The 23,471-nt window shown below is 55.9% G+C and carries 22 protein-coding genes and 1 pseudogene; 10 read left to right on the forward strand and 13 right to left on the reverse strand.

All coding sequences use genetic code 11. The annotated features are described in order from the left end of the window. Nucleotides 1-2 precede the first annotated feature (2 nt). The 6 genes from J7655_RS13225 to J7655_RS13250 all read left to right on the forward strand — a co-directional run bounded on the left by J7655_RS13225 (nt 3) and on the right by J7655_RS13250 (nt 5,365). Nucleotides 3-1,745 carry a bifunctional protein tyrosine phosphatase family protein/NAD(P)/FAD-dependent oxidoreductase gene (locus tag J7655_RS13225; RefSeq protein WP_074915882.1) on the forward strand — a complete coding sequence of 581 codons (1,743 nt, stop codon included), beginning with the start codon at nt 3-5 and terminating at the stop codon, nt 1,743-1,745. Continuing rightward, the gene (locus tag J7655_RS13230) at nt 1,742-3,523 is read left to right on the forward strand and encodes a SulP family inorganic anion transporter (RefSeq protein WP_230924848.1); all 1,782 of its coding nucleotides are present in this window, start codon (nt 1,742-1,744) and stop codon (nt 3,521-3,523) included. The genes J7655_RS13225 and J7655_RS13230 overlap by 4 nt, the downstream gene beginning before the upstream one ends. Next, entirely contained in the window at nt 3,520-3,900 is a 381-nt protein-coding gene (locus J7655_RS13235; RefSeq protein WP_230924849.1) for a rhodanese-like domain-containing protein, read from the forward strand. Before J7655_RS13230 ends, J7655_RS13235 begins: the two co-directional genes overlap by 4 nt. A 13-nt stretch (nt 3,901-3,913) precedes the next feature. Next, entirely contained in the window at nt 3,914-4,453 is a 540-nt protein-coding gene (locus J7655_RS13240) for a rhodanese-like domain-containing protein (protein WP_179572904.1), read from the forward strand. Nucleotides 4,454-4,495: 42 nt separating this feature from the next. Continuing rightward, entirely contained in the window at nt 4,496-4,684 is a 189-nt protein-coding gene (locus tag J7655_RS13245) for a YgaP family membrane protein (protein ID WP_179572903.1), read from the forward strand. 213 nt (nt 4,685-4,897) lie between these two features. Next, nucleotides 4,898-5,365, forward strand: coding sequence for a Dps family protein (locus J7655_RS13250; protein WP_275948867.1), 468 nt, complete (start codon nt 4,898-4,900; stop codon nt 5,363-5,365). A gap of 83 nt (nt 5,366-5,448) precedes the next feature. Here the strand turns inward: J7655_RS13250 and J7655_RS13255 are convergent, their stop codons facing one another. From J7655_RS13255 to J7655_RS13280, 6 genes are all read right to left on the reverse strand, one after another. Further along, nucleotides 5,449-5,865 (reverse strand): DsrE family protein, encoded by a 417-nt coding sequence (locus J7655_RS13255; protein WP_074915891.1) that lies wholly within the window; start codon nt 5,863-5,865, stop codon nt 5,449-5,451. Nucleotides 5,866-6,063: 198 nt separating this feature from the next. Continuing rightward, on the reverse strand, nt 6,064-7,734 hold the full coding sequence (cydC, locus tag J7655_RS13260; RefSeq protein WP_230924850.1) for a thiol reductant ABC exporter subunit CydC: 1,671 nt from the start codon (nt 7,732-7,734) through the stop codon (nt 6,064-6,066). Beyond that, the gene (gene cydD / locus J7655_RS13265; protein WP_230924851.1) at nt 7,727-9,412 is read right to left on the reverse strand and encodes a thiol reductant ABC exporter subunit CydD; all 1,686 of its coding nucleotides are present in this window, start codon (nt 9,410-9,412) and stop codon (nt 7,727-7,729) included. The genes cydC and cydD overlap by 8 nt, the downstream gene beginning before the upstream one ends. Next, nucleotides 9,396-10,397 carry a cytochrome d ubiquinol oxidase subunit II gene (cydB, locus tag J7655_RS13270; protein WP_074915894.1) on the reverse strand — a complete coding sequence of 334 codons (1,002 nt, stop codon included), beginning with the start codon at nt 10,395-10,397 and terminating at the stop codon, nt 9,396-9,398. Before cydB ends, cydD begins: the two co-directional genes overlap by 17 nt. A gap of 1 nt (nt 10,398) precedes the next feature. Next, nucleotides 10,399-11,799, reverse strand: a complete 1,401-nt coding sequence (locus J7655_RS13275) for a cytochrome ubiquinol oxidase subunit I (protein ID WP_230927724.1) — start codon at nt 11,797-11,799, stop codon at nt 10,399-10,401. 437 nt (nt 11,800-12,236) lie between these two features. Continuing rightward, nucleotides 12,237-12,503: a metal-sensing transcriptional repressor gene (locus J7655_RS13280; protein WP_083431603.1), complete on the reverse strand. Its 267-nt coding sequence runs from the start codon at nt 12,501-12,503 to the stop codon at nt 12,237-12,239. Between the two features lie 392 nt (nt 12,504-12,895). Here J7655_RS13280 and tnpB point away from each other — a divergent pair, with 392 nt between their 5' ends. Beyond that, complete coding sequence (gene tnpB / locus J7655_RS13285; protein WP_058151328.1) at nt 12,896-13,255, forward strand: IS66 family insertion sequence element accessory protein TnpB; 360 nt, start codon at nt 12,896-12,898, stop codon at nt 13,253-13,255. A 19-nt stretch (nt 13,256-13,274) separates the two neighbouring features. Then, nucleotides 13,275-13,844: pseudogene (locus tag J7655_RS13290) on the forward strand (transposase domain-containing protein); the annotation flags it as partial. Between the two features lie 186 nt (nt 13,845-14,030). Here the strand turns inward: J7655_RS13290 and J7655_RS13295 are convergent. From J7655_RS13295 to J7655_RS13315, 5 genes are all read right to left on the reverse strand, one after another. After that, nucleotides 14,031-14,498: a hypothetical protein gene (locus J7655_RS13295; RefSeq protein WP_230924852.1), complete on the reverse strand. Its 468-nt coding sequence runs from the start codon at nt 14,496-14,498 to the stop codon at nt 14,031-14,033. Between the two features lie 47 nt (nt 14,499-14,545). Then, nucleotides 14,546-15,061 (reverse strand): hypothetical protein, encoded by a 516-nt coding sequence (locus tag J7655_RS13300; RefSeq protein WP_230924853.1) that lies wholly within the window; start codon nt 15,059-15,061, stop codon nt 14,546-14,548. A gap of 248 nt (nt 15,062-15,309) precedes the next feature. Next, the gene (locus J7655_RS13305) at nt 15,310-16,152 is read right to left on the reverse strand and encodes a hypothetical protein (protein ID WP_230924854.1); all 843 of its coding nucleotides are present in this window, start codon (nt 16,150-16,152) and stop codon (nt 15,310-15,312) included. A gap of 146 nt (nt 16,153-16,298) precedes the next feature. Next, nucleotides 16,299-16,706: a hypothetical protein gene (locus tag J7655_RS13310; protein ID WP_230924855.1), complete on the reverse strand. Its 408-nt coding sequence runs from the start codon at nt 16,704-16,706 to the stop codon at nt 16,299-16,301. Nucleotides 16,707-16,742: 36 nt separating this feature from the next. Next, nucleotides 16,743-17,189 (reverse strand): hypothetical protein, encoded by a 447-nt coding sequence (locus J7655_RS13315; RefSeq protein WP_230924856.1) that lies wholly within the window; start codon nt 17,187-17,189, stop codon nt 16,743-16,745. Nucleotides 17,190-17,393: 204 nt separating this feature from the next. Here J7655_RS13315 and J7655_RS13320 point away from each other — a divergent pair, with 204 nt between their 5' ends. Together J7655_RS13320 and umuC are read left to right on the forward strand one after the other, a co-directional pair. Further along, nucleotides 17,394-17,825: a LexA family protein gene (locus tag J7655_RS13320; RefSeq protein WP_230924857.1), complete on the forward strand. Its 432-nt coding sequence runs from the start codon at nt 17,394-17,396 to the stop codon at nt 17,823-17,825. Between the two features lie 4 nt (nt 17,826-17,829). Continuing rightward, nucleotides 17,830-19,077, forward strand: coding sequence for a translesion error-prone DNA polymerase V subunit UmuC (umuC, locus tag J7655_RS13325; protein ID WP_230924858.1), 1,248 nt, complete (start codon nt 17,830-17,832; stop codon nt 19,075-19,077). 1,655 nt (nt 19,078-20,732) lie between these two features. Here umuC and J7655_RS13330 read toward each other — a convergent pair. Then, a complete protein-coding gene (locus J7655_RS13330; RefSeq protein ID WP_230924859.1) occupies nt 20,733-21,380 on the reverse strand; it encodes a hypothetical protein in 648 nt (215 codons plus the stop codon). A gap of 545 nt (nt 21,381-21,925) precedes the next feature. Next, nucleotides 21,926-23,461 (reverse strand): UvrD-helicase domain-containing protein, encoded by a 1,536-nt coding sequence (locus J7655_RS13335; protein WP_338052652.1) that lies wholly within the window; start codon nt 23,459-23,461, stop codon nt 21,926-21,928. Nucleotides 23,462-23,471 lie beyond the last annotated feature (10 nt).

Genomic DNA, 23,471 nt, shown 5'->3' on the forward strand with positions numbered 1-23,471 from the left:
CCATGGATACCCTAAAGCACCTGAGCCCATTTATCGCCGTAGCCGCGCAATTGCAGCCAGCGGACATGGGCACCCTGGCCGCTGCCGGCTTTCGATGCGTAATCAACAACCGTCCTGACGCTGAAGGGGAAAACCAGCCCAGCTCCGCCGAGATGCAAGCGGCAGCCTTGGCCAGTGGGCTGCAGTACCATTACTTGCCGGTGCTTTCCGGGCAGATCAGCGATGAAAACATCGCCGCGTTTACCGCGCTGCTCAACCAGGTTCGTGGCCCGGTTCTGGCCTTCTGTCGCACCGGCACCCGTTCCACAAGCCTGTGGGCGTTGAGCGAGGCACATCATCTTGACCCGCTGGTACTACTCAATACTGCGCGGGGCAATGGCTACGACCTCAGCGGCTTGGCCCCACGCCTTGAACAGCGTTGGCAGCAAGCGCCCGTCAGCCAGCCGCAGAGCAGCGCATCAGCCACCCAACGCTACGACGTCGTAGTGGTGGGCGGCGGTGCGGCAGGTTGTGCGGTCACCGCCAGCTTGTTGCGCCGATCGCCAGAGCTGCGCATTGCCGTGGTTGAACCCCGCGACCAGCATTACTACCAGCCTGGTTGGACGTTGGTGGGGGCTGGTATTTTTGAACGCGCCCGCACAGAACGCGCAATGGCTCGTTGCATCCCCAATGGAGCGCAATGGATTCGAGCAGCTGTGGCTGGCTTTGAGCCCGAGAAGCAATGCATCGTGCTTGAAGATGGCAACCGCATTGGGTACCGCGCCCTGGTGGTATGCCCAGGCTTGAGCCTGGACTGGGATGCGGTCGAGGGCCTCAAGGCGACCCTAGGCAAGAACGGCGTCACCTCCAACTACCAGTTCGAACTTGCCCCCTATACTTGGCAACTGGTGCAGAACCTGCGCCGCGGTCTCGCCCTGTTCACCCAACCACCGATGCCGATTAAGTGCGCCGGTGCTCCGCAAAAAGCGCTGTACCTGTCCTGCGACTGGTGGCGCAAAGAAGGCGTGCTGAAGGATATCGAGGTGGAGTTCTCCTCGGCCGGCGCCGTGCTATTCGGCGTACCGACCTTCGTGCCGCCGCTCATGAAATATGTCGAGCGCTACAACGCCCGTCTCAATTTCAACACCACCCTTACGGCAGTGGATGGCCCTGCACAAAAAGCCTGGTTCAAACAAGTCAATGCGGCCGGCAACAGCCAGATCATCGAAAAAGACTTCGACTTTCTTCATGCCGTGCCATCTCAGCATGCACCGGACTTTATACGCCAAAGCCCTCTGGCCAATGTCGACGGCTGGGTTGAGGCCGACCATGAAACCCTGCGCCACCCGCGCTACGGCAACATCTTCAGCCTGGGCGATGTGTGCGCCGCACCCAATGCGAAAACGGCAGCGGCAGTTCGCAAACAGGCCCCGGTGGTGGCCGAGAACGTGATCGCCGTGCTGACCGGCAAAGGGCCACGTGCCCTCTATGATGGGTATGGCTCCTGCCCGCTCACTGTTGAGCGCGGCAAGGTGGTACTGGCCGAATTCGGCTACGGCGGCACGCTTTTGCCCACCTTCCCACTTGATCCCGCTGTGCCGCGTCGCCTGGCCTGGGAGCTGAAGGTGAAGATGATGCCGAGTATCTACTTCGACATGATGTTGCGTGGCCGCGAGTGGCTGGCAGAACCCAAGCACCTACCCCATGAACCCATGCCGGTGGAAGCCACAGCGGCCTGCAACTTCGAGAAGGACGCCGGCCAATGAAACTAAGCCGCTGGCTGCCATGCCTCGACTGGAGCCAAAGTTACGACCGCAGCAGCGCCGCCCAGGACGGTCTGGCGGCACTGATCGTGACACTGATGCTGATTCCCCAGAGCCTGGCCTACGCCATGCTTGCCGGGCTGCCGCCGGTAACGGGCCTGTATGCCAGCATAGTGCCACTGCTGGCCTATGCCCTGTTCGGCTCCAGCCGCACCCTGGCGGTCGGACCCGTGGCCGTAGTCTCGCTGATGACCGCAGCATCACTGGCCCCGCTATTTCCTGCTGGCAGTGCCGAGTATATCGGCGCGGCCATGTTGCTGGCCCTAATGTCCGGCTTGCTGCTCGCACTGATGGCGGTATTGCGCCTAGGCTTTCTCGCCAACTTCCTCAGCCATCCGGTGGTTTCCGGCTTTATCAGTGCCTCGGGCATTCTGATTGCCGTAGGCCAGCTCAAGCATCTACTGGGGGTATCGGCCTCCGGGGAAAGCCTGCCGCAAATCCTGCCGCAGCTCTGGCAGAACCTGCCGAAAAGCCATTGGCCCACCCTGCTGATCGGCCTGCTCAGCCTGGCCTGGCTGTGGTGGTCAAGGGCCCGGCTGAAGGCGCTGCTGCAGCGCCTAGGGCTATCGGCACAGAGCGCTGGCAACCTGGCCAAGGCCGGGCCGGTGCTGGCAATAGTGGCGGCCATAGTCGCCGTCACCTTACTGCAGCTGGACCAGCTTGGAGTCAGGGTGGTCGGCGCCATTCCCCAGGGCCTGCCCGGCCTGACCCTGCCCACGCTCGACCTGAACCTGGCCCTGCAACTGCTGCCGGCAGCGGTACTAATCAGCCTCGTGGGCTTTGTAGAATCGGTCTCGGTTGGCCAGACTCTGGCCGCCAAACGCCGCCAGCGCATCGAGCCGGATAATGAGCTGCTCGGCCTCGGCGCTGCCAACCTCGGCGCTGCCTTCAGCGGTGGCTTCCCGGTTACTGGCGGCTTTGCCCGTTCGGTGGTCAACCATGATGCCGGCGCGCAGACGCCCATGGCCGGGGTCTTTACCGCCGCCGGCATAGCCCTGAGCGTAATGCTCCTGACCCCGCTGCTGCACAACCTGCCCCAGGCCGTACTTGCCGCCACCATCATCGTCGCGGTGCTTAGCCTGGTCGACCCGAGCTCGCTGCGCCGCACCTGGCGCTACTCGCGCCAGGACGGCACTGCGCAGCTGGCCACCCTGCTCGGCGTGCTGCTAATTGGCGTGGAAGCCGGCATCCTGATAGGTGTGGCGCTCTCGCTGCTGCTATTTCTCTGGCGCACCAGCCAGCCCCATATGGCAGTGGTCGGCCAGGTACCGGGTAGTGAGCATTTTCGCAATGTCGAACGCTTCGCCGTCATCGAGTCTCCCAGCGTGCTGTCGCTGCGGGTCGACGAGAGCCTGTACTTCCCCAACGCCCGCTACCTGGAGGACCGTATTGGCGAACTGATCGCAAGCCGCCCCCAGGTTCGCCATCTGGTGCTGATGTGCTCCGGGGTCAACCTGATCGACGCTAGTGCCTTGGAGTCGCTGGAAGCCATAGTCGAACGCTTGCATACGGCAGGTGTGCAGTTGCACCTATCAGAGGTCAAGGGCCCGGTGATGGATCAATTGCGCCGCTCCAGTTTTCTCGAGCAGTTTGGCGGCCAGGTATTTATCAGCCAGTTCCAGGCCCTAAAAGCCCTAGCCCCACAGATCGCTTTTGAGACACTTGGGCAAGGCTCATACAGAGCAGATTCAACCGTTCAGTTCACAAGGAAAACCCCATGAAAAGTGCGCATGACTTGGTCACCGAAGCCAAGGCCCGCATCCACGAAATCAACATTGATGCCGCTGACGCCGCAATCCACGAAGCAGACGTTCTGCTAGACGTACGAGAGGCTGACGAGTTCCACGCAGGACACATACCTGGCGCGATAAACATTCCGCGCGGCTTACTGGAATTCAAACTGAGCAACGATCCGAAGCTATCAGCTCGTGACATGAAGATTGTGCTGTACTGCAAAACGAGTGGCCGGGCAGCCTTGGCTGCTTGTTCCTTGCACGATATGGGCTACCTACAGGTGCAATCAATCGAGGGTGGTTTTGATGCTTGGTTCGCTGCCGGCAAGGACGTGACTACACCTAGCCTGCCGACCTTTGACTGAGAGGAAGAAATAAATGAAACGATTGTTGCTATCTACTGCATTGAGCTTGCTCGCTCTTACTGCGCAGGCCGCTGATATTGGCGTCACCGCCCATGAGGTACATGCTCGAGTCCAGCAGGCTGACGCCAAAGTTCTGTTCGTCGACGTCCGCGACCCAGTTGAGATCATGTTCGTCGGCTTCACCGACGCCGTGCATATCAATGTTCCCTACCTTCTGGTTGACCGCAGCGCCTGGGACGAACAGCGTGGCACTTACAAAATCGCGCAAAACCCAAACTTCATTACCGAAATCCGTGCCGAGTTGAAAAAACGAGGCCTCGATGAGAATGCCGAGATCATCACCATGTGTCGCTCCGGCAGCGAACGGGGCGAACCAAGTGCGGCTTTTCTCCGTGAGAACGGTTTTCCCAATGCTCGTTATGTAATCAATGGATTTCAGGGCTCGGCAATTAAGGAAGGCGCACATTCAGGCTTTCGTTTGCAGAACGGCTGGCAAAACTCCGGTCTGCCGTGGAGTCCGAAGATGAACCCGGAAAAGATGTACCGCCCATAACGTCGGCACCAAAATAACCATCAAACATAGAGGAAATACATCATGAAATCAAACGTTGGCGGCATCGACAAGATTGCTCGAATCGTGGTTGGTATCGCGCTGATCGTCTGGACATTCTTTGGCGGCCCAGTATGGGCTTGGATCGGTGTCCTGCCATTGGCCACCGGCCTACTCGGGTGGTGCCCGGCTTACACTCTGCTTGGCATCAAGACCTGCCCGGTCAAGAAATAGACCTACTGCCGGGCCGTCTTCTCAAGTCGACTCGGCCTATCAAAGTGATAGTAAGTCTCAGATTTTCTTTTCACGAAAAGTTGTTAGCTCGCCTGAAACCTGATAGCCGCCCCCTTCGTCACTCTGCCGATCTTGCTACGGCCAAGTATATTGTTGTGCTGAGTCAACTCACATTTACCAGGAAAGAGAATGACTATAGAAACCAATGAATCAATGCCCATTAATATAGGTATTAGTGCCTGTGACCGTGAGAAAATTGCGCACGGCCTATCTGGGCTGCTGGCTGACAGCTACACCTTATATTTGATGACCCATAACTTTCACTGGAATGTAACCGGACCACAATTCAACGGACTGCATCAGATGTTTATGACGCAATATACCGAGCAATGGAATGCTCTGGACATGATTGCGGAACGCATTCGTGCACTCGGGCATCCCGCACCGGGTACCTACAAAGCATTTATCCAACTCGCGTCTATTGCTGAAGTTGAGGGAGTGCCGAAGTCTAACGATATGGTTCGGCACTTAGTCACAGCTCACGAGGCAACCGCACGAACCGCACGCAAGATGTTCCCTCTGGTCGATGCTGCAGATGATCAGCCGACTGCTGATCTACTCACCCAGCGAATTGAAGTTCATGAGAAAACAGCATGGATGCTGCGTAGCCTTCTGGAATAGTAAAAATGGACGCCCTTAGCCTAAATAAGGGTTAAGGGCGACTACTTTCAGGTTGAGCCGGCTGCTGAAGTGCTCAAGCTTGGTTAAAAGCTGAATACCTTGCGCTGCTTTTCAAGCATGGCGCTTGCCATGGCGTCAGGCTTGGCGACTGAGACACCCTCCTTGAGTTGCGCCTGGGTATAACCGGTGTTGGGCAAATAGAGCGCACAGACCGACGCAGTGGCACCTTTTTGCATGGCGGCATTTAGCAGTTGCGCCGGAGTCACATCATTGGGTTTCAGGGCTTCACCTCCTGCCTCCTTGAGCGCCAGAGCACCCGCCTGGTCGCAAAGCAGAATATCCACCTGAGCCCCCTGCGCCTGCATCTGGTTGGCCAGTACCATGGCCATACCCTGGGTCATATTGCTTGCGTCACTGACTATGACTGTTACCGCTTGGGTTTCGGCCATGGCCATGGTGGTGAGACCAGACAAGGCAATAGCTGTTAGTAATTTTTTCATGTGTTTCTCCTTGATCAGAAAAAGATGCGGTGGCGTCAGTCAGACCAGTTGCTGTAACTAACCACACAATACCCCCGTGGGTATATTGCTCATCCTAGACTTTATGCTGCCCCGTGCCCAGTAACGCAGCCGCGACATAATGTCCGAAGTTCTTGTATGAGCCACCACCTAGATCGAGCGTAAACATCTTCTCCATAATTAGAGCAACACATGCCTGCTCTCCAGTTGATGCCAGCGCAGCAGTCGATCAGCCGTAGGCAATGCGTCGGCACTATGACCGAGCAGCAACACCGTGCGCCCCTGCAGCCAGGTATCGAGGCCTGGTTTGATGCGCTCGCGGGTGACCTGATCGAGGCCAGAAAAGGGCTCGTCAAGGATCACCACAGGCACAGTGCGAAGCAGCACCCTAGCTAGGGCAAGGCGTCGTCCTTCGCCACCGGACAACTGCCTACCGCTCTCCCCGACCCAGGTATTCAGGCCAGCGGCAAAGCCTTCCACCGTATCGGCCAGGGCAACCATCTGTAGAACCTGCCAAAGTTGTTCATCACTGGCATTTGGGTTACCCAGCAGCAGGTTATCGGCGATGCTGCCATGCAACAGCTCGGTTTCCTGAGTCAGGTAGGCCACCTGGCTACGCCAGGCGTCCAGATCGAACCGGGGCAAGGGGATACCCGCCACGCTGACCTGGCCGGAATCCGGGTCAATCAGACGCGCGGCCAGCGCCGCCAGGGTAGATTTGCCGCAGCCTGAAGGCCCGACTACAGCAAGGCGCTCACCGGCGGACAGGTGCAGATCGAGCTGGGCAATGCCGGCATGATCGACTTCAACCGCCTGCCAGCTTAGGCTGATTTTCTCAGGAATGGGATCCGGTTTATCTGGGCTGTGCAGGCGTCCGGCCAGGGCCACCTGCTGGTTAAGGCGGGCCGCCGCTGCACAGGTGCCCCCCCATTGGCCAAACGCCGCCGGCAACGACGCAAAAGCTTCGTTAAGGGCCATCAATGCCAGGGCAATCAGCACCACAAACGGCCCGCTGAGCAGCCCCTCCTGATAAGCAAAAACCCCGGCAAACAGACCCAGCAGACTCGCCCCCAGCACACCGAACAGCACCAATGACTGGGCCAGTAACACACGCCCCTGCAAGGTCAGCTGTTCATCCAGCAGTTGCTGGCTTCGTTCCAGCAGGGCTTGCCGATGCAGCCCCAGGCACGCGGCGGCCGACAGTTCAGCTAGCCCCTGTAACTGCTCGATGCACTTCACGCGTAAGCCATCAAGCTGCTCGACACGCCTGGCACTCAGGCGCAATCCGGCCACGGCCATACCAACCGTCACCAGCAGTAACAGCGACAGCAGGAGTAGCAGCAGGGTCAACGCTAGCCCAGGGTGCGCCAGCGCCAGCAAGGCGCAGACCAGCCCAATCGCTAACAGCGCCACGGCCGGAGGTGCCAGTAGGCGCAGGTAGAGGGTGTCCAGGGCATCGATATCGGCGGTTAGGCGATTAAGCCACTGGGCGGCCCGCAGCTGCCCCAGGGTGGCACCATCCAGCTGCGCCAGGGCGCTGAAGTGACGCACGCGCAGATCCGCCAGCAAGCCAAGTACCGTGTTATGGTTGAACACCCGTTCGCAGTAGCGAGCTAGGGTGCGCGACAGGGCAAAAAAGCGGATACCGCCACCCGGCACATAGATATCGAACAGCACCTTCTCCCCTGCAGCCCAGAGCAATGCGGTGACCCCAGTTGCAGTGATAAACCAGCCCGACAGAGCCAGCAAACCAATGGCGCTGAGCACAGTCAGCAACATCAGCAGCGCGCCCACCAGCAGCCGGCCACGCCATTGGCGCATATGCTGCAGCCAGGGCCATAACTCACGCATCGGTCAGGCTCCCGTTGCTCAGGCGCAGCACCCGATCGGCCATGCCTATCAGAGCCGGGTGATGGGTGGCCATGATCAGGGTGCGACCGGCGGCGGCCAGGCCCTTCAGGGCCTCGACCACTTCCGCTTCGCTCTGTTCATCGAGGCTGGCGGTGGGCTCGTCGAGCAACAGCAGCGGCGAATCGCTCAGCCACACCCGGGCCAGGGCCAGGCGCTGGGCCTGGCCTCCGGAAAGCCCACGCCCACCCTCACCCAGCGGGCTGTCCAGACCACTGGGTTGAGCCGTCAGCAGCTCAACCAAGCCAACCGCGGCCAGTGCCTGATGCATGGCGGCTGGCTGCGCATCCGGAGCGGTCAGGCGCAAATTTTCGGCCCAGCTGCCCTTGATCAAAAACGGCCGCTGCCCCATCCAGGCCAGCGGCTGCGCACCGGGGGTATGGCCAAAGATGCTGATAGTGCCGGCATCCGGCTGCACAAAGCCGGCCAGGCAATGCAGCATGCTCGACTTGCCCGAGCCCGAGGGGCCGACCAGGGCAATCACCTCCCCCGCCGCCACATGCAGATCAAGCCCGCGCAGAATAGAGCCACGCCCGACATAGCCAAGACTCAGCCCCTGCACATGAATACCCACGCAGTCCCCGGTCCGTAGCTCAGCCGGCAGCTTAGTGGCGGGCGCCTCCAGTCCTTCCAGTTCGGCCAGGGTATCGGCCGCCGCCAGGGCCGCTGCGCGGTCGTGGTAATGCTGGGCTAGGCTGCGCAGCGGCTGAAAGAACTCGGGGGCCAGCAGCAGGATAAACAGGCCACTGAACAGGCTTAGCGCAGGCGAAGGGCCATAGCTGATATAGCCAAGCAGACCGAAACCGATATACATGGCCACCAAGGCAATGGCCACCGAGGCAAAGAACTCCAGCACCGCCGAGGACAGGAACGCCACGCGCAGCGTCTCCATGGTGATGGATCGATAACGCTGGGTAGCCTGCTCGACACTGGCAATCGAGCGTCCAACCTGGCCGAACAGCTGCAGGCTGGTGAGGTTACGTACCCGGTCGAGAAACTGTCCGGCCAGACGCCCAGCCTGAAGTACATGACGCTGGCTGATGCGCTCCGCACTCATCCCCACCAGAGCCATAAACAATGGAATCAGCGGCGCGGCGAACAGGAGAAATAAGGCCGCCAGCCAGTCGAGCCAGAACACCACGGCCAACAGGCACAAAGGCACCAGCAGGGCCAGCCATTGCTGCGGCAGGTAGCGGGCATAAAAACCATCCAGGGCGTCCACCTGCTCGACCCACTGGTTACTCAGGCTGGCACTGGGCTGAGCTGCCAGGCGCACCGGCCCGAGCCTGGCCCAAAGGGCACTGAGCTCAGCGCGTACCCGCTGCCGCACACGGGCACTGGCATACTGGCCCAGGCGCTCCTGCACGGCCTGGGCCACCACCCGCAACAACACCGCCAGTACCAGCCAAAACATCATCGGCCAGAGGCTGGCCGGCGCGGCGGCCTTCATCAACAGAGCGTGCACCAGAGCGGCCATCAGGCCCATCTGCAGGATAATCGCCAGTGCTCCCAGCAGGCCCGCCGCTACGGCCCCCAGCAGTAGGGGGCGTACCGCTCGCTGGTGGCGGGCCAGCCAGCGACGGCTGCGCTGTTTACGCGCGCGGTCAGTGATAGCCTTCACCCGCCCGCACCTTGCCGCGGAATACCCAGTAGGTCCAGGCGGTATAGGTCAGCACGATGGGGATAACAAACAACAGGCCCAGCAGCAGGAACAGCTGCGATTCCGGCGCCGAGGCTGCATCCCAGATGGTGTGGTTGGGCGGGATGATATAGGGCCACTTGGTTACCAACAGGCCCAGATAGGTGAAGACAAACAACCCCATGGTCGCCATAAAGGGCATGGCCTCACGACGCTTGCGCAGGCTGCGGAAAATCTGCAGCGCACACAAACCGGCCAGCAGCGGGAATATCCAGATCAGACCGATGGACGAGAACCAGCGGGCGTAGGCGGACGGATCGACCCAGGGAGTCCAGACGCTGATGGCAACAAACACTGTCAGCACGGCGGTCAGCAGCTTGGGGGCCAACTTATAGGCCCAGTCCTGGATATAGCCTTCAGACTTCATGATCAGCCAAGTACAACCTAGCAGCGCATAACCGGCCAGAAGCCCCAGGCCGGTGAGTACCGTAAAGGGCGTGAGCCAATCCAGGGGGCCACCCACGTACACCAAGCCTTCGGTATTGAAGCCCTGAATATAGGCCCCCACCACAGCACCCTGGGCAAAGGAGGCGACAATCGAGCCACCAGCAAAGGCCCAGTTCCAGAGGTAGCGCGAGGTATTGGCCTTGAAGCGGAACTCGAAAGCCACGCCGCGGAAAATCAGACCCGCCAGCAGCAGGAAGACACCGATATACATGGCTGGCAGCAGCACCGAGTAAACCAGCGGAAAGGCCGCTAGCAGCCCAGCGCCGCCGAGCACCAGCCAGGTCTCGTTACCGTCCCAGACAGGTGCCACCGAGTTCATCATCACATCGCGGGCCTGCTCGTCCGGGGCGAAGGGAAACAGAATACCCACCCCCAGGTCGAAGCCATCCATCAGCACATACATGATGATGCCGAAGGCGATGATCACCGCCCAAATCATGGAAAGATCAAACGGCACCATATCAGTGCTCCCCCTGTTCCAGACGTACGTGGGTTGCCGATAGCGGACGCGATGCCCGCTCCACCTCATGGGTTGCCTCGGCGCTCAGGTCTTCTTCCAGACCGTCCTGCAGCACGCGCATCAGGTAATACAGGCCGGCACTAAAGACCACGGCATAAACCAGGATGTAACCGATCAGGGTAAACAGCGCCATGCCCCCGGTCAGCGAGGGCGTCAGGCCCTCGGCATGGGTCATCACCCCATAGATCAACCAGGGCGCCCTCCCCGCTTCGGTCACCACCCAACCGGCCAGCACTGCCAGGAAAGGCGTGATGCTCATCCAGCGCATGCCATTGAGGAACCAGGGGGTTCGCCAGTAGCGGCCACCTCGGCGCAATACCAAGCCGGTCAAGCCGAAGGCGATCATCAGCAGACCGATACCGACCATCACCCGGAACGACCAAAACACGATCCACACCGGCGGCTGTTCTTCGTACGGCACCTCGGCGATACCCGGCAGCTCACCTTCCCAGTCGTGGGTCAGGATAAAGCTGGCCAGCTTGGGGATAGCAATCTCGAAGTGGTTGGTCTGCGCCTCTTGATCAGGCCAGGCGAACAGCAGCAGCGGCACGCCGGATCCACGCTGCCAGTTGCCCTCCATCGCCGCAACCTTGGTTGGCTGATGTTCTAGGGTATTTAGGCCGTGGTAATCCCCTACCACTGCCTGGGTCGGGGCAATCAGCAGGATCAGCCACAGGCTCACCGACAGCGCCTTGCGGTTCAGATCCACTTCACGCTGGCGCAGCAGATACCAGGCACTGACCCCGGCCACCACAAAGGCACCGGTCAGGAAGGAAGCCAGGGCCATGTGCATGAAGCGATAGGGGAAGGATGGGCTGAACAGCGCCTCTGACCAAGAAAGCACATGGATCATACCGTCACGCAGTTCGCTACCCACAGGAGTCTGCATCCAACTATTGGCAGAGAGAATCCAGAACGACGAAATAAAAGTGCCCAACGCCACCATGCAGGCAGACAGCAGATGCATGCCCTGAGGCACCTTGCCGCGACCAAAGAGCAGCACGCCAAGGAAGGCCGCCTCAAGGAAAAAGGCCGTAATCACTTCATAGCTCAGCACCGGGCCGAGGAAGTTCGATGCAGCATACGAGAAATTGCTCCAGTTGGTGCCGAACTGGAAGGCCATGACGATGCCAGAGACCACACCCATGCCGAACACCACAGCAAACACCTGAATCCAGAACTTCGACAGGCGCTCCCAGGCAGGGTCACCGGTACGGAAGGACATACCTTCTAGAAATGCAATAAAAGAGGCCAAGCCGATGGTAAATACGGGAAAAATCGCATGAAAGCAGACTACAAATGCAAATTGCAGCCGGGAAAGGAAAAGCGGGTCTAATTCCATCTGAGCATGCCCTGTAAGTGGAAGGGACGGGGTAACGAAGCTAGGCACAGCCTTTGCTTACGCGATCTAGGCTCTGTACGAAAAGTGCCTGTGCTCGGTGATGCTTCATTGAAAATGGGTTCGGAATGCTCATCTGCCGATTGTAAACTCTGGTGCGAGCCCGATCCGTTCCACACCCGTTTTTACGGAGTCACCATTCGTATCGCCTGACCTACGTTCTGCGACTTTTCGTACAGATTCTAGTGTAGCCCAGCAAACCCCCGGGGGTATGTAGGCCTATTGCCGCACCCAGGTAACAACGCAACAGCACTATCGCGAACACCTTAGCCCATTCAAAGCAAGAAGCCTGATAATCACACCATTAGGAAGCATCTTTTCAGCAGAATCACCGCTGGTTATATCTGCAGAAAAAATGAGAGAGACCTATGCAAGATGCCTCAGGTGTACTTTGTAAAGATGTCGCGCACCTGAGCCAGTTTTTCACTGTTGCTATGATCAGGGCTGAGAATGGCATCCTCGGCCAAACACACCAGCATCTGTTGGTAGGCCTTGTCTAGGGCCTTACGTGCTGCACTGAACTGTTGAGCAATACCCTCGCATTCGTCACCTCGACGGATCATTGCCTGAATACCCCGTATCTGCCCCTCCACCCGAGCGAGTCGTTTGAGAATGGCATCGCGACTTTTAAAATTTTGCTCTTGCATACCCTGCTCCCGCAATAAATAGCCCCTGCTTTGAAAAGGGCATTTCGCCTAAACCAGAGCAAATACGCTGGCCAAACCATTGATGAAGAGTTTGCCTCAATCCGATCACCTGGGACGAGGTCTTCCCACAAAGATTTTCTTTGTAGAGGGCAAAGAATTTTTCGATCGCGCCCAGTTTCCTTCACCGAGAACATATTCAACACTGAAGAATAAGCTTCGTCCCAGTGTCGGAGCGGGACACCACCTCATCCAACCCCGACTACCCTGGCGGGGCTCAGTAACAGGCCAAGCCATGACTCCAGAACGATGTAAGCGCTCCATAAACCCCACCTTCAACTGAACTATCCGTTTCCGGATGCTGGGCTCCCTGTTTTTCCCTGTGGAGCCCCGCCATGATGCGTCCCGACGCCAAGGTGCAAAAAGTCTACCTCTACCCAAAGCCCGTCGACTTCCGCAAATCCATCAACGGCCTGGCCGCCCTGGTCGAGTTGGACATCAAGGTGGAAGTGTTCAACCCCGTGCTGTTCGTGTTCCTTAATCGCACCCGCAGTCAGGTCAAGATTCTCTACTGGGAACGCAACGGCTTCTGCCTGTGGCTCAAGCGTCTGGAAGCCGAGCGTTTCAAGACCAAACCTGATGCTGGCGACGAGGCCATCGAACTGACGGTCGACGAGCTGAACTGGCTACTCGACGGCATCGACCTGTGGCGTAACCGTCCGCATCAGGTTCTGACGCCACGCTTCGTGGCCTGAGCCGGTATAATCCGGCGCCATGAAATTTGGCGCCGACAACCTTCCCGACGACCTCGTCCTGCTCAAGGCTCTGATTCTGCAATTGCAGGAAGAGAACGCCCTGCTGCGCCACAAACTGTTCTCGCCCAAGTCTGAGCGCAGCCCTGAAGATGCTGACTCACCGCAGTTGGCCATGTTCAACGAGGCCGAAGAGCTGATCGACGCAGCCGACGCGCCAAGCGAAGCCGAAGCCGAAGCCGAAGCCGAAGCCGAAGAAGTCGTTGCGCCGGTCAAGCGTCGTGGCAAGCGCAAGCCACTGCCGGCCAATCTGCCGCGCGTCGACGTCATCCATGAACTGCCCGAGCACGAACTGACCTGCGCCTGCGGAGCCTGCAAACAGGTCATCGGTGAAGAGACCAGCGAGCAGCTGGAGATCATCCCAATGCAGGTGCGGGTGATCCGTCATGTCCGCAAGACCTATGCCTGCAAGGCCTGTGAAAGGGCTCCAGTCACCGCCGACAAGCCGGCGCAACTGATCGAGAAGAGCCTGGCCAGCCCCAGCGTGCTGGCGATGCTGCTGACCACCAAGTACGCCGACGGTATCCCGCTGTAAACATAAAGAGTGCCCTGGGAGACGCTCCCAAGGCACCAAAAATACCCGTTAGTCTGCCACAAAGACTTTTCACAGCCGCCTTATAAGCCAGCCGCCACATAAGTGAATGGCAGATTCTAGAAAGCTGCCAATAGCAACGCGCGTTAAGATTTAAAATCTTCGCGCGCGATGTATTGAGAACGATTAAATACGGCTTGTGCTCTGCATACAAAGCGTCTGTGCGCTTATAGCAGCACGAGCTTCCTCTACCGTCCTAGGAATCAATTTAGACTCTCCAGGAATGGCAAAACGCGAGATTGGCTTAAACTCCAAAACTCGTACATCACCTACAGCCACAACAAGCTCTAACTTTTGCTCACCACCAAGCAAATCCGGATGATTCGCATTGAGACGATAGGACCCAGGAGATAGTTCAACACGCTTAAAACATGAAGGCGCCAACGAAACCTCAACCTCATTCACATCCAAAATCATCTCAAATCCACCGTAGTGACTACCACGGTCACGATATACGTAAAGAGCTGCACCATTAGCCGGCGCTTCAAACTTCAAAATCTCCATACCCTCAACGCTATCAGGCTTAACAGTTTCAAAAGTCGTACAACCTACAACCAAGCTTAAAAGAACAACAACGAAGACTGAACGAAACATAATTACCAACCCAGAAAATTAATATAATTTAAAAGCAAGAGCAAACATCAAAGCTGAGACGATTCCCTACTCTGCTTCTCACGCGCCTCTGACTGAACAACTTCATTATATGCCTGAGTAAATTCGTCCCTCGCATAGCTCATATACATTTCAAAACTCATATGAGGCGCCTCAATCAAAATATCTGTTTTGCCTTCTCGATACTTTGCTGACTTATTGCCGACATGAGGATTTTTTTGCGAGATCAGCTTGTATTTATCGTCTAATGCACGATTCAAATAGTCAAACTTAGTCTTTGGAAAAACGGTAAAAACCGCTACTAAAACCCCTCCCTTATCGAAAACCGCAGTAACTTTCTGCAATCCTTCGAAATTCACCTCAGCAACCGGCACCGAGTACGTATTCCCGCCACTATACTTGCTAACTCCCAAGAGCTGAGCACTGTAAACGGACTTGAGCTCTGACTCTGTAGTTCCACCCAGCCTCATTTCAAACAAAGCCGGATCAGAAAAAGCCATCGAACTAAATAACATTCCTGCAAACAGGAAGAATACTTTCTTCATATAAACTCCTTAAGCAGCCCTAGGATTGGGCCTGTAAGTTTCACAAATCGAGATCCGATAAAATTTTGGCGCCATTATTTTGCCATCAAGAATGGCTTAACCTCCACCACTCATGAGGTATCTCCAGACGAGTGGTGCGCCCAGCATGCAATCAATCGCCACCTAAACTTGTGCACGAGAGATCACGCCGTACTGTCAACCCCAAAGGTTCGAGATCGCTCAGCTGTCTATGAGGACATCGCAATTACCTACCGCCCGATGAAATACATCGCCCGTCCCTGGCTGTAGATAACCGTTGGCCTCGAATTTCTGCGCAGCTTCTGACCGGGCTGGTAGATATAGAACCAGGCCGGCAGCCTCTCTGAAGTCATGCGTATGGCTTCAGTCCAGGTAAGGTCGTTCTTTATGGCATCCACCATGAACTGGGTTTCACGGATATAGATTGGCCCATATGACTCAGGGGCCTCGATAAACGAGGGGGACTGGCTCGCCTCCAGGTCGAACTCAACAGGCCGCCCCTTGGCGATATCCGCCAATGTCGCGAAGCTTCGGCTAGACCCCATTGCGTATCGTCCGACTTGGCTCTTGACGTTTGAGCGCTTCGCAAACAGCTCGGCCCTCACGTCTTCATAGACCTTATGCGCATACGCGGCAGCCTCTTCAGGGGTCGCGGCCTTGTCACTGGGAACCCAAGCAGCAACCTGGGTCATATTGGCAGGTCCGCCACCACCGCCACCGATTAGCATGAGCCCGACCCCGACACCCAAGGCCGCCCCACTGCTAAAGCCCGTAGGGGGCGATGCATAGCCGATACCCGCGCTGACTGCATCACCTGCAGCCCCTTGCACACTGGCGCTGGACGAGCTCGTTGCGCCATGCGCCTCCGCGACTTCCCGCGGAATATCACGAAGCCCGCTCAATCGCATGGCATCTGCCACCACCATGGCGTCTGACCATTTTTCCCTGGGCGTGGTCAACGGATCTTGCAGTTGCTCAAAGGGTATCGATGGATCAGAGGCACACCCAGCCAAAAGGGCGACGATCTGCCCGGCGCCAAGGCAGTTACGAACGAATGAGACGCAAAATTTCATCAAGAATGATCCTTTTGCTGAAGCTGATAAACACGGTCACCGTTGCCAAAATGGAGGTGATTTGGCAACGCAGCCGAACAGCTATGGGGTAATCAGACTACTTAGCATCAGCCTGTTGCCAAATCGGATGACAAACGGCAACGCCATCAGCGCCCTATCGCATCGAGCCCCTTGCCGAGGCAAAACATTCCCAGCGCCGCACTTATGACAAATGCTATTGGTCCCACAGCCATAAGCGGCTGCCAGACAGTCGGCAACCAGGCATAAGCGTGAAAAACTGGTGCTGCCGTATCGGGTGGCATGCTGGCCAGACGTCCTAATACAACAGCTCCCACGGCCGCAAAGAACAACAGCATTCCCCCTGCTACCACCCCTACTGGCCGAATGCCTGTGCGACGCTTCTGGAATCGCTCATAACCCAGAACATCAAACGGCAAGGGTAATTGATACGCCTGACCGCTCCGCCCAAGGCGAGCATCAACGCTCAGAGCCAGCCAGGAGATTCCGATAGCAAAACTCAGAATGAAAAGCACCGCAAAGCCCAGTATCGACATGATTTCCACCTCTCTTTCCAGATACCAATCAGCGGTTCAACCAAAGTCAAAACTTGAGCAGCCGGAATAATCACTCCAGCAGTCACCAAACGTTGAATCCATACCCATCGGATTCCCCATGATGTCGATGCAGCCATCCAACGAGGGCAATCCATTGGCAGGATTAACCCATTGAATTGAGTCAGCCATAGAAATATCGACAGCGGACAAATTCGACAGTGAATCACCGACATCCAAATGAATGGCGGAATCGCTCCAGAAGGGGTTATCCGCGATAAGGCTACCAAAAGGCGAACTGGTATCAGCAACCGCTTGCAGCAGCGGCTCCAGGCTATGTTGCCAGCGCGGCTCATGGCGTATCCCCAGGCCGTCGTGCACCACTACCGCTTTTCCCTGGATGGGATAGATGATGGTCGTGTACGCCGGTTTGACTGGCTGCACGATGGATGTAAACAGGCTGACAAGTTTGCTCAAAAGGTTCATGGCTGGCTCCTTGGTTATGAGTACCTCCAGCGTCGCCCGTGCCTGAAAAAACCCAAACTTTGTGCAGGTGAGAACTTACTGCTGACTGTCCAAACAGGTGTTAGACGTTTGCTCTGCGACGGCCCGGCTGCCGATATAGGCAGGCTTGCTTCACTCTCCAGCTGCAGTAATATGTATATCCATACAGTATTACGGCAACACAGAATGACCACTATCCTCGGCCGCATCCGGCCCTCATCAGTCCGCGTCCGCATGATCGAGGGGCGCGTCAGCGCAGGGTTTCCCAGCCCTGCAGATGACTATGCCGAGACATACCTGTCGCTCGATGAGCTGGTGAACGTGAGGGCTCCGAGCGTGTACCTGGTGCGCGCAGGCGGTGACAGCCTCACGGGTGTCGGTATCTATGACGGTGACGTGCTGGTGGTCGATAAGGCCGCTGTGGCCAACCAGGGGGAGGTGGTGATCGCCCTGGTTGGGGGTGAGTTCACTGCCAAGGTGCTGAGCTATGACGCCAATGGCCGGCCAGTGCTGCAGGCCGCTAACCCGGCTTACCCCTCGATCACCTTCCAGGATGGCGAAGCACTCGAAATCTGGGGCGTCGTTACGGATAACCTGCACTCACTGCGCCGGCGCTGATTCCATGTTCGCCCTGGTTGACTGCAACAACTTCTATGTCAGTTGTGAGCGGCTATTCCGCCCGGAGCTGCATGGCCGGCCTGTGGTGGTGCTGAGCAATAACGATGGTTGCGCAGTGAGCCGCAGCAATGAGGCCAAAGCCCTGGGCGTGAAGATGGGCCAGCCGTACTTCCAGCTGCACGAGCTGGTGGAGCGCCACGGCCTGATCGCCTGCAGCAGCAATTACGCACTCTATGCCGACTTGTCAGGGCGGGTGATGCGCACGCTGCGCACCATGGCCCCGCGCATCGAGGTCTATTCCATCGATGAGGGCTTTCTCGATTTGCAGGGTGTTCAGGGTGACCTTGAGGTGCTGGGCCGCCTGATACGCGCCCGCGTATTGCGTGAGGTGGGTATTCCAGTCGGCGTGGGCATCGCGCCAACAAAGACCCTGGCGAAGCTGGCCAACTGGGGAGCAAAAAAGTGGCCGGCAACGGGCGGTGTTGTTGATCTACGCGATCCAGCCAGGCAGCGCCGACTGCTGGCCCTGGCCGAGGTCGGTGAGGTCTGGGGAATCGGTCGCAAAATATCGGCCCGCTTAAACACTATGGGCGTGTCTACCGCCCTGCAGCTGGCTGACTATGATCGCAAAACCCTGCGCAGAATGTTCAAACGCACCGCCCGTGAGCTTGCTGGGGAGGCATGTTTCGCCTTGGAAGAAGGGCCGGAACCCAAGCAGATGATTGCCTGTACCAGGTCGTTTGGAGAGCGAAAATATACCCTGCAGGAGCTTCAGGAAGCTGTCGCAGGATACGCCACTAGGGCGGGGGAAAAGCTGCGTGGCCAGCGGCATTTATGCCAGGCGATTCAGGTCTTTATTCGCTCTAGTCCGTTCGATCAACGGGGCGAGCCATACAGTCGCGCCACCTGCGTCGCGCTGCCGTACCCATCAGCCGATACTCGCGATCTGGTAGCCGCGTCGTTGGCTGGGCTGCAGGCCATATTCAGGCCTGGACCAGCCTATGCCAAGGCTGGCGTAATCCTGATGGACTTCGTTGAGCCAGGCCGATTTACCCCGGACCTTTTCGCACCGGTTCCACGTTCTAATAGTGATCGGCTGATGGCAGTTATCGACACGATAAACGCCAATCAGGGAAAAGGAACAATCAGACCTGCCAGGCTCGCAGCGGATCAGGGATTTTCTATGAAACGCGAGCGGTTGAGCCCTCGATTTACAACGTCCTGGAGTGAGCTGCTTCAAGTGAAGTGTTGAGCTATGTGCCTTACTCGGCCAGCGCCAGGGCCAAGTCACGCCCCGCCGCCCACCTTTCCCAATATCTAGAGCAGGCAAACTGGCCGAAATCTTCTGTGTCTCCAGACCACATCAGCGACATGCTCCAGTGCAAATTGCACCAGATGCAATGACATCAGCGGCGCAATCTACTCGTGTATTTGATTGGACTTGCCGTTCAGTCCAGAGCAAATCACTTGGAGAACTTGGCCATTACGAAATTGCAGTGATTTGACCACCAACCTTCACAACCACTGACCAGTCAATTGCATTCCTGCTGACCAAGCGCATGCATTCGTCTTGGCCAGCGCACGCCCTAGTGACGACCGGCAGAAACCGGCCAATTGCGGCCACTCAGAGATTACTGTGTGCAAGAGCTAGGCTGATTGGCTTCACGCATATGCGAGTGTTAAATACTTCGTGTCAGGCGGGTGTATAGCGTGTAAACCGTTTTCGAGATTGAGCTTCGCTTAGAAAACACGCAATTTTCGGGTTTTCTCGCGAATTCCCGTCGAGCCAACTGATAAAATCTCCGCAGATTTCACATGCTAACGTGAGCGCTGGATCAGTGCCCGCGTTTTTACGCAGCCTCGGCCAAAGCGGCCTGTCGTAACTGGCCTAAACCAGGCAGCTCTCTTACAGCTCTGTGTTGACTGTTCAAGCTCGATTATAAAGCCAGCTGTTACTGAAGACGGGGATACGTCTTCCAAAGTTCATCAAGCAGGCTATGAACACCAAATTTGGAAAGCTAGCTGAGTTGCCCTGATTGGTATCACCAGGCGTCCTGGAGATCGCTTGGCGCTGCTAATAATGGCTTGCGCGCTGTCATGTATCGCCAATTGTGTTTTTACACAGCATGAGCCAGATGCGGTCATTATCGTTCCAGGAGTATGACTGCACCCGTACTGCCGCGGAAGCCAGCTAGAATAATCAATCAAGTGGACGTATGGATTTCATAACTTATGCGCTGTTCGAAGGGGCTGGCTGTGCGCGCCGCCTAGGTAGACATAGCCGGCCCATGCTTGGAATAGCCTTGCGCTAGTTGGCCTTTCCAGCCTGGCGATAGACTCAATCAAATACCGTACTCAGCACTTGCATATCGACAGGCTTCTTCTTCGGTAGAAAAGATAATAGCGGGGATCAAAGGTGGATGCTCATCAGGAGGTGTCACAATATATCATCCCTTAGGATAAACCCCTGAAGCTACGCGTCTGATATGGCATTTAATTTCGCCAGTTACATCATCTGTGCCTATGAGTACGCACTCGCCACGCATGTCATTCCAAAGCCTATCGGGAAGGCACTCAAAGCACCTGCCGCCCTCCAAGGCTTTATATTTTCCGACATAGCCAGTACCGGAACACTTTGGGCAATTAGGTGCAGCATGAACTTTAAGTGCCAGCTTGTAACGACTGCTTGGGGAAGAGTAACTAGCTGGCGCATTATCGCTGTGCTCTTTGCGATCTATTTTTTGGCCTGTTACAGGGGAAACTTCATATTTCATGTTTATGCCATTGTTAAATATGAGAATCCAAAATTGCAGCATCACTGAAAAGCCCAGGCGTTACTAAGGCGAAGGTCAGTATGCCAAAAGTTGCTCGGCTGACTTTTTCAGAGGGATACTTTTCAGTTCATCCTTAGGTATAGTTCTCAAGAAAGTCATCGCCATCCTGCATAAGAAACTCATCAACTTCCCGCATGTAGTCTTCAATAGATCGGACACCTTGCGTTGCGATGATCACCCCACTGAGATCGCCCTTGCTCTGATCAATCATCCAGATATTAACAAGGCAGTTGATAACGCTATTTTGGTAGCAAAATCGTCCGCCATTCGATGCAAAATAGTCCATGCCGCCGCAGTACTGGTAAATGAAATCTCTCATTCTGCCATACTGGATGTTTGGGCAATAACATTTCGAGACATTTGAATTCGCGGTCTTGCTGATGATCTCATGAATACAGTCATCGCCGCCGCGGCCCGGGTAGACGAACTCAATCGGCTCGTCTTTCAGCTTCAGGAGTCCATCCATCTGGAAACTGAGAGTGAGAGGATCTATACCAGGCGCTGCTGAGATAAATACGGCATTCTTGGTTCCCATGCGTGGGAAATAGATGAATCTCACCGAGAAATAGTGATCATTGTTGATCATCGGATGCTGTACAACTCCCCAGTAGATTGTCACTCGCTCGCTCGACAAATAACTCACCTGTGGCGGTGCGTCCGAGAAACGGGAGAATATTTTTCGAATTGCTGCTTGATTTATATGAAAGCGTTGCTCTTCCATGTCAGTCTTCATACTCGTGACTGCAGCTGCCAGCAGACTTCTAGCGGCCAAATTGTCGAACCAGTTCTTAATAATAAAGTATATTATTAATGATATACCATAAGTCGGAATGGCAAGAATTGCGCATATTGCAAGTCCAATTAGCGTGTACATCTTGGTGCCTTTTTTATTAAGGTAGTTGAATTTCGCTGGGATATTGCGGCTCTTCGCCGGTGCCGAGCACTTAATATAGCCTAGCCTGTAGCTCTATTCCTAAAAATTTCGCCCACAGGGGGTGATGGTTATGTGACATTTTCTTCGATATATGACCGACAGGACTGCCTAATCTCCTGAACTTAACGCGCAGGGCGCCTGAGTGTCTAAAATTTTCAGGTTATGGCTGATGCCCGCCTCTGGCCGAGGGCGGACTTACGCGGACGGCAACTGCCGGCCAGAAGCAGCCATTAAAGCAGGGCTATTGGGTCATCCATTCTTAGCACTACTAGATAGGTTTTACTCAGAAGCGGCCAGTCAGATGTGACTACGAAACCAGGGGCGATTCAGTCCTAGACTTTTAGCCGCTTAAGATCTCTTAGATACCATTGGTGAAATTTGCTGAATTCTAGCGTCTGCTTTTCTGCTGCGTTGTTATAGATCGCATCACTGGTAACCGCACAAGCACTACATCCAGCCTCATAGACGAACCGAGTAGTTATAGGTGACTTCTTCGGGGAGCTATCCCAGCGCTTGTCAAGCCACAAAGCCAGCCCTTCATCAAAAGGGGTAATCATATTAAGTTGCTGTTTTGTGCGAGTGATTCCGACATAAAATAACCGACGCTCTTCCTCAATTTCTTCCTCGGTCGGAGGGTTATGCACCGATGTGTGCACGTTATAAACATCATCGGGCTTGCCGCCAGGAAACTCTTTCTCATTCAGACCGATCAGCACCACATTATCCCACTCTAAACCTTTGGAGCCATGCAATGTTGAAAGAATGAAGGGTTCGCGGTCAGTCGAAGTCTCCACTGGATCCAGGATAAGATTTAAAAACTTTCGGGAATCAATTTTGCTCGACTCTAGTAGCGCTTCAATCCGCAAAACTCCTCGTTTTAGATCGTTTGAACCAGTGCGTGTTACTCCCGCTGAACCGATACAATCAGTGAAGCCCGCCATACTCAGACGCCTCAGCACATCAAAAGCAGGCGTTTCCTCTCCATCTTTCTGACAGATTGTAGCGAGTCTTTCTAATCGATCCTTTTGGTAGTGTGAGCCTTCGAATAGATCCCCCAGAACAGACCATAGATTGGCATGGGGAGCCATCAAACAGTTAAGTGCAGTTTTGAATTGTCCCTGCTGCCAATTGAAACCAGCCTCTTTTAAGAAGCCGTAGACCATAGCCTGTTTGGCGGGGTGGTTTTCGAGTTGTTGCAGGTTGCCGTAAACACACAATAATACGCCTACCACCAACATCCCGACTTCAGTGCGGGCATGTAATGAAGTTGAGCCATTGAGGTAGCGATAAGGGAGTCCGCAAAGGCGTAAAGTTATTTCGGCCTCGGCAAGACTCGCCTTGGTCCGAGACAAGATAGCTTGTGTGCCACGGTTTACCGAAAGTTTTGATAACACTTCGGATAAACAGTTATCAAGGTGTAATCTCACCTCTGTTTTTGGGGCGCTGGGATGACTGACACAGAGCCTAGTCAGCTTCATAGAGTTTCGCCGAATTACCGAGTTGGCCATCAAGGAAAGCTCATGCCCAAATCGGAACGTGCATGAAAGTTGAAACACTTTTGTATTTTCATAATGCTTCTCGAACAGACCACCGATGAAGTCTGGTCGAGCACCGCGCCACTCGTATATACACTGGTTAATATCACCAACAGCCATAACTGACGCATCTGATTTAGATAGCAAGCGAGTTATGTCATGCTGTATCAGGTTAACATCCTGATATTCATCCACAATGATGTGTTTGTAGTGGGCTCCAAGGCTGGTGTCATTACGCAACACTGAGGCCGCCTCAGTCAAACAGTCATCAAGGGTTCTCAGACTGTTTTCCTCTAGCAACTCGCAATAGCGGCTATAGGCGCGACTCAACAACCACCGACTG

This window comes from Pseudomonas wenzhouensis, assembly GCF_021029445.1.
GTDB lineage: Bacteria > Pseudomonadota > Gammaproteobacteria > Pseudomonadales > Pseudomonadaceae > Aquipseudomonas > Aquipseudomonas wenzhouensis.

Bases quoted from the DNA above. Each gene is read 5' to 3' on its own strand.
- J7655_RS13225 (WP_074915882.1), top strand. From the start codon at position 3: ATGGATACCCTAAAGCACCTGAGCCCATTTATCGCCGTAGCCGCGCAA.
- J7655_RS13230 (WP_230924848.1), top strand. From the start codon at position 1,742: ATGAAACTAAGCCGCTGGCTGCCATGCCTCGACTGGAGCCAAAGTTAC.
- J7655_RS13235 (WP_230924849.1), top strand. From the start codon at position 3,520: ATGAAAAGTGCGCATGACTTGGTCACCGAAGCCAAGGCCCGCATCCAC.
- J7655_RS13240 (WP_179572904.1), top strand. From the start codon at position 3,914: ATGAAACGATTGTTGCTATCTACTGCATTGAGCTTGCTCGCTCTTACT.
- J7655_RS13245 (WP_179572903.1), top strand. From the start codon at position 4,496: ATGAAATCAAACGTTGGCGGCATCGACAAGATTGCTCGAATCGTGGTT.
- J7655_RS13250 (WP_275948867.1), top strand. From the start codon at position 4,898: ATGCCCATTAATATAGGTATTAGTGCCTGTGACCGTGAGAAAATTGCG.
- J7655_RS13255 (WP_074915891.1), bottom strand. From the start codon at position 5,865: ATGAAAAAATTACTAACAGCTATTGCCTTGTCTGGTCTCACCACCATG.
- cydC (WP_230924850.1), bottom strand. From the start codon at position 7,734: ATGCGTGAGTTATGGCCCTGGCTGCAGCATATGCGCCAATGGCGTGGC.
- cydB (WP_074915894.1), bottom strand. From the start codon at position 10,397: ATGGTGCCGTTTGATCTTTCCATGATTTGGGCGGTGATCATCGCCTTC.
- J7655_RS13275 (WP_230927724.1), bottom strand. From the start codon at position 11,799: ATGGAATTAGACCCGCTTTTCCTTTCCCGGCTGCAATTTGCATTTGTA.
- J7655_RS13280 (WP_083431603.1), bottom strand. From the start codon at position 12,503: ATGCAAGAGCAAAATTTTAAAAGTCGCGATGCCATTCTCAAACGACTC.
- tnpB (WP_058151328.1), top strand. From the start codon at position 12,896: ATGATGCGTCCCGACGCCAAGGTGCAAAAAGTCTACCTCTACCCAAAG.
- J7655_RS13295 (WP_230924852.1), bottom strand. From the start codon at position 14,498: ATGTTTCGTTCAGTCTTCGTTGTTGTTCTTTTAAGCTTGGTTGTAGGT.
- J7655_RS13300 (WP_230924853.1), bottom strand. From the start codon at position 15,061: ATGAAGAAAGTATTCTTCCTGTTTGCAGGAATGTTATTTAGTTCGATG.
- J7655_RS13305 (WP_230924854.1), bottom strand. From the start codon at position 16,152: ATGAAATTTTGCGTCTCATTCGTTCGTAACTGCCTTGGCGCCGGGCAG.
- J7655_RS13310 (WP_230924855.1), bottom strand. From the start codon at position 16,706: ATGTCGATACTGGGCTTTGCGGTGCTTTTCATTCTGAGTTTTGCTATC.
- J7655_RS13315 (WP_230924856.1), bottom strand. From the start codon at position 17,189: ATGAACCTTTTGAGCAAACTTGTCAGCCTGTTTACATCCATCGTGCAG.
- J7655_RS13320 (WP_230924857.1), top strand. From the start codon at position 17,394: ATGACCACTATCCTCGGCCGCATCCGGCCCTCATCAGTCCGCGTCCGC.
- umuC (WP_230924858.1), top strand. From the start codon at position 17,830: ATGTTCGCCCTGGTTGACTGCAACAACTTCTATGTCAGTTGTGAGCGG.
- J7655_RS13330 (WP_230924859.1), bottom strand. From the start codon at position 21,380: ATGGAAGAGCAACGCTTTCATATAAATCAAGCAGCAATTCGAAAAATA.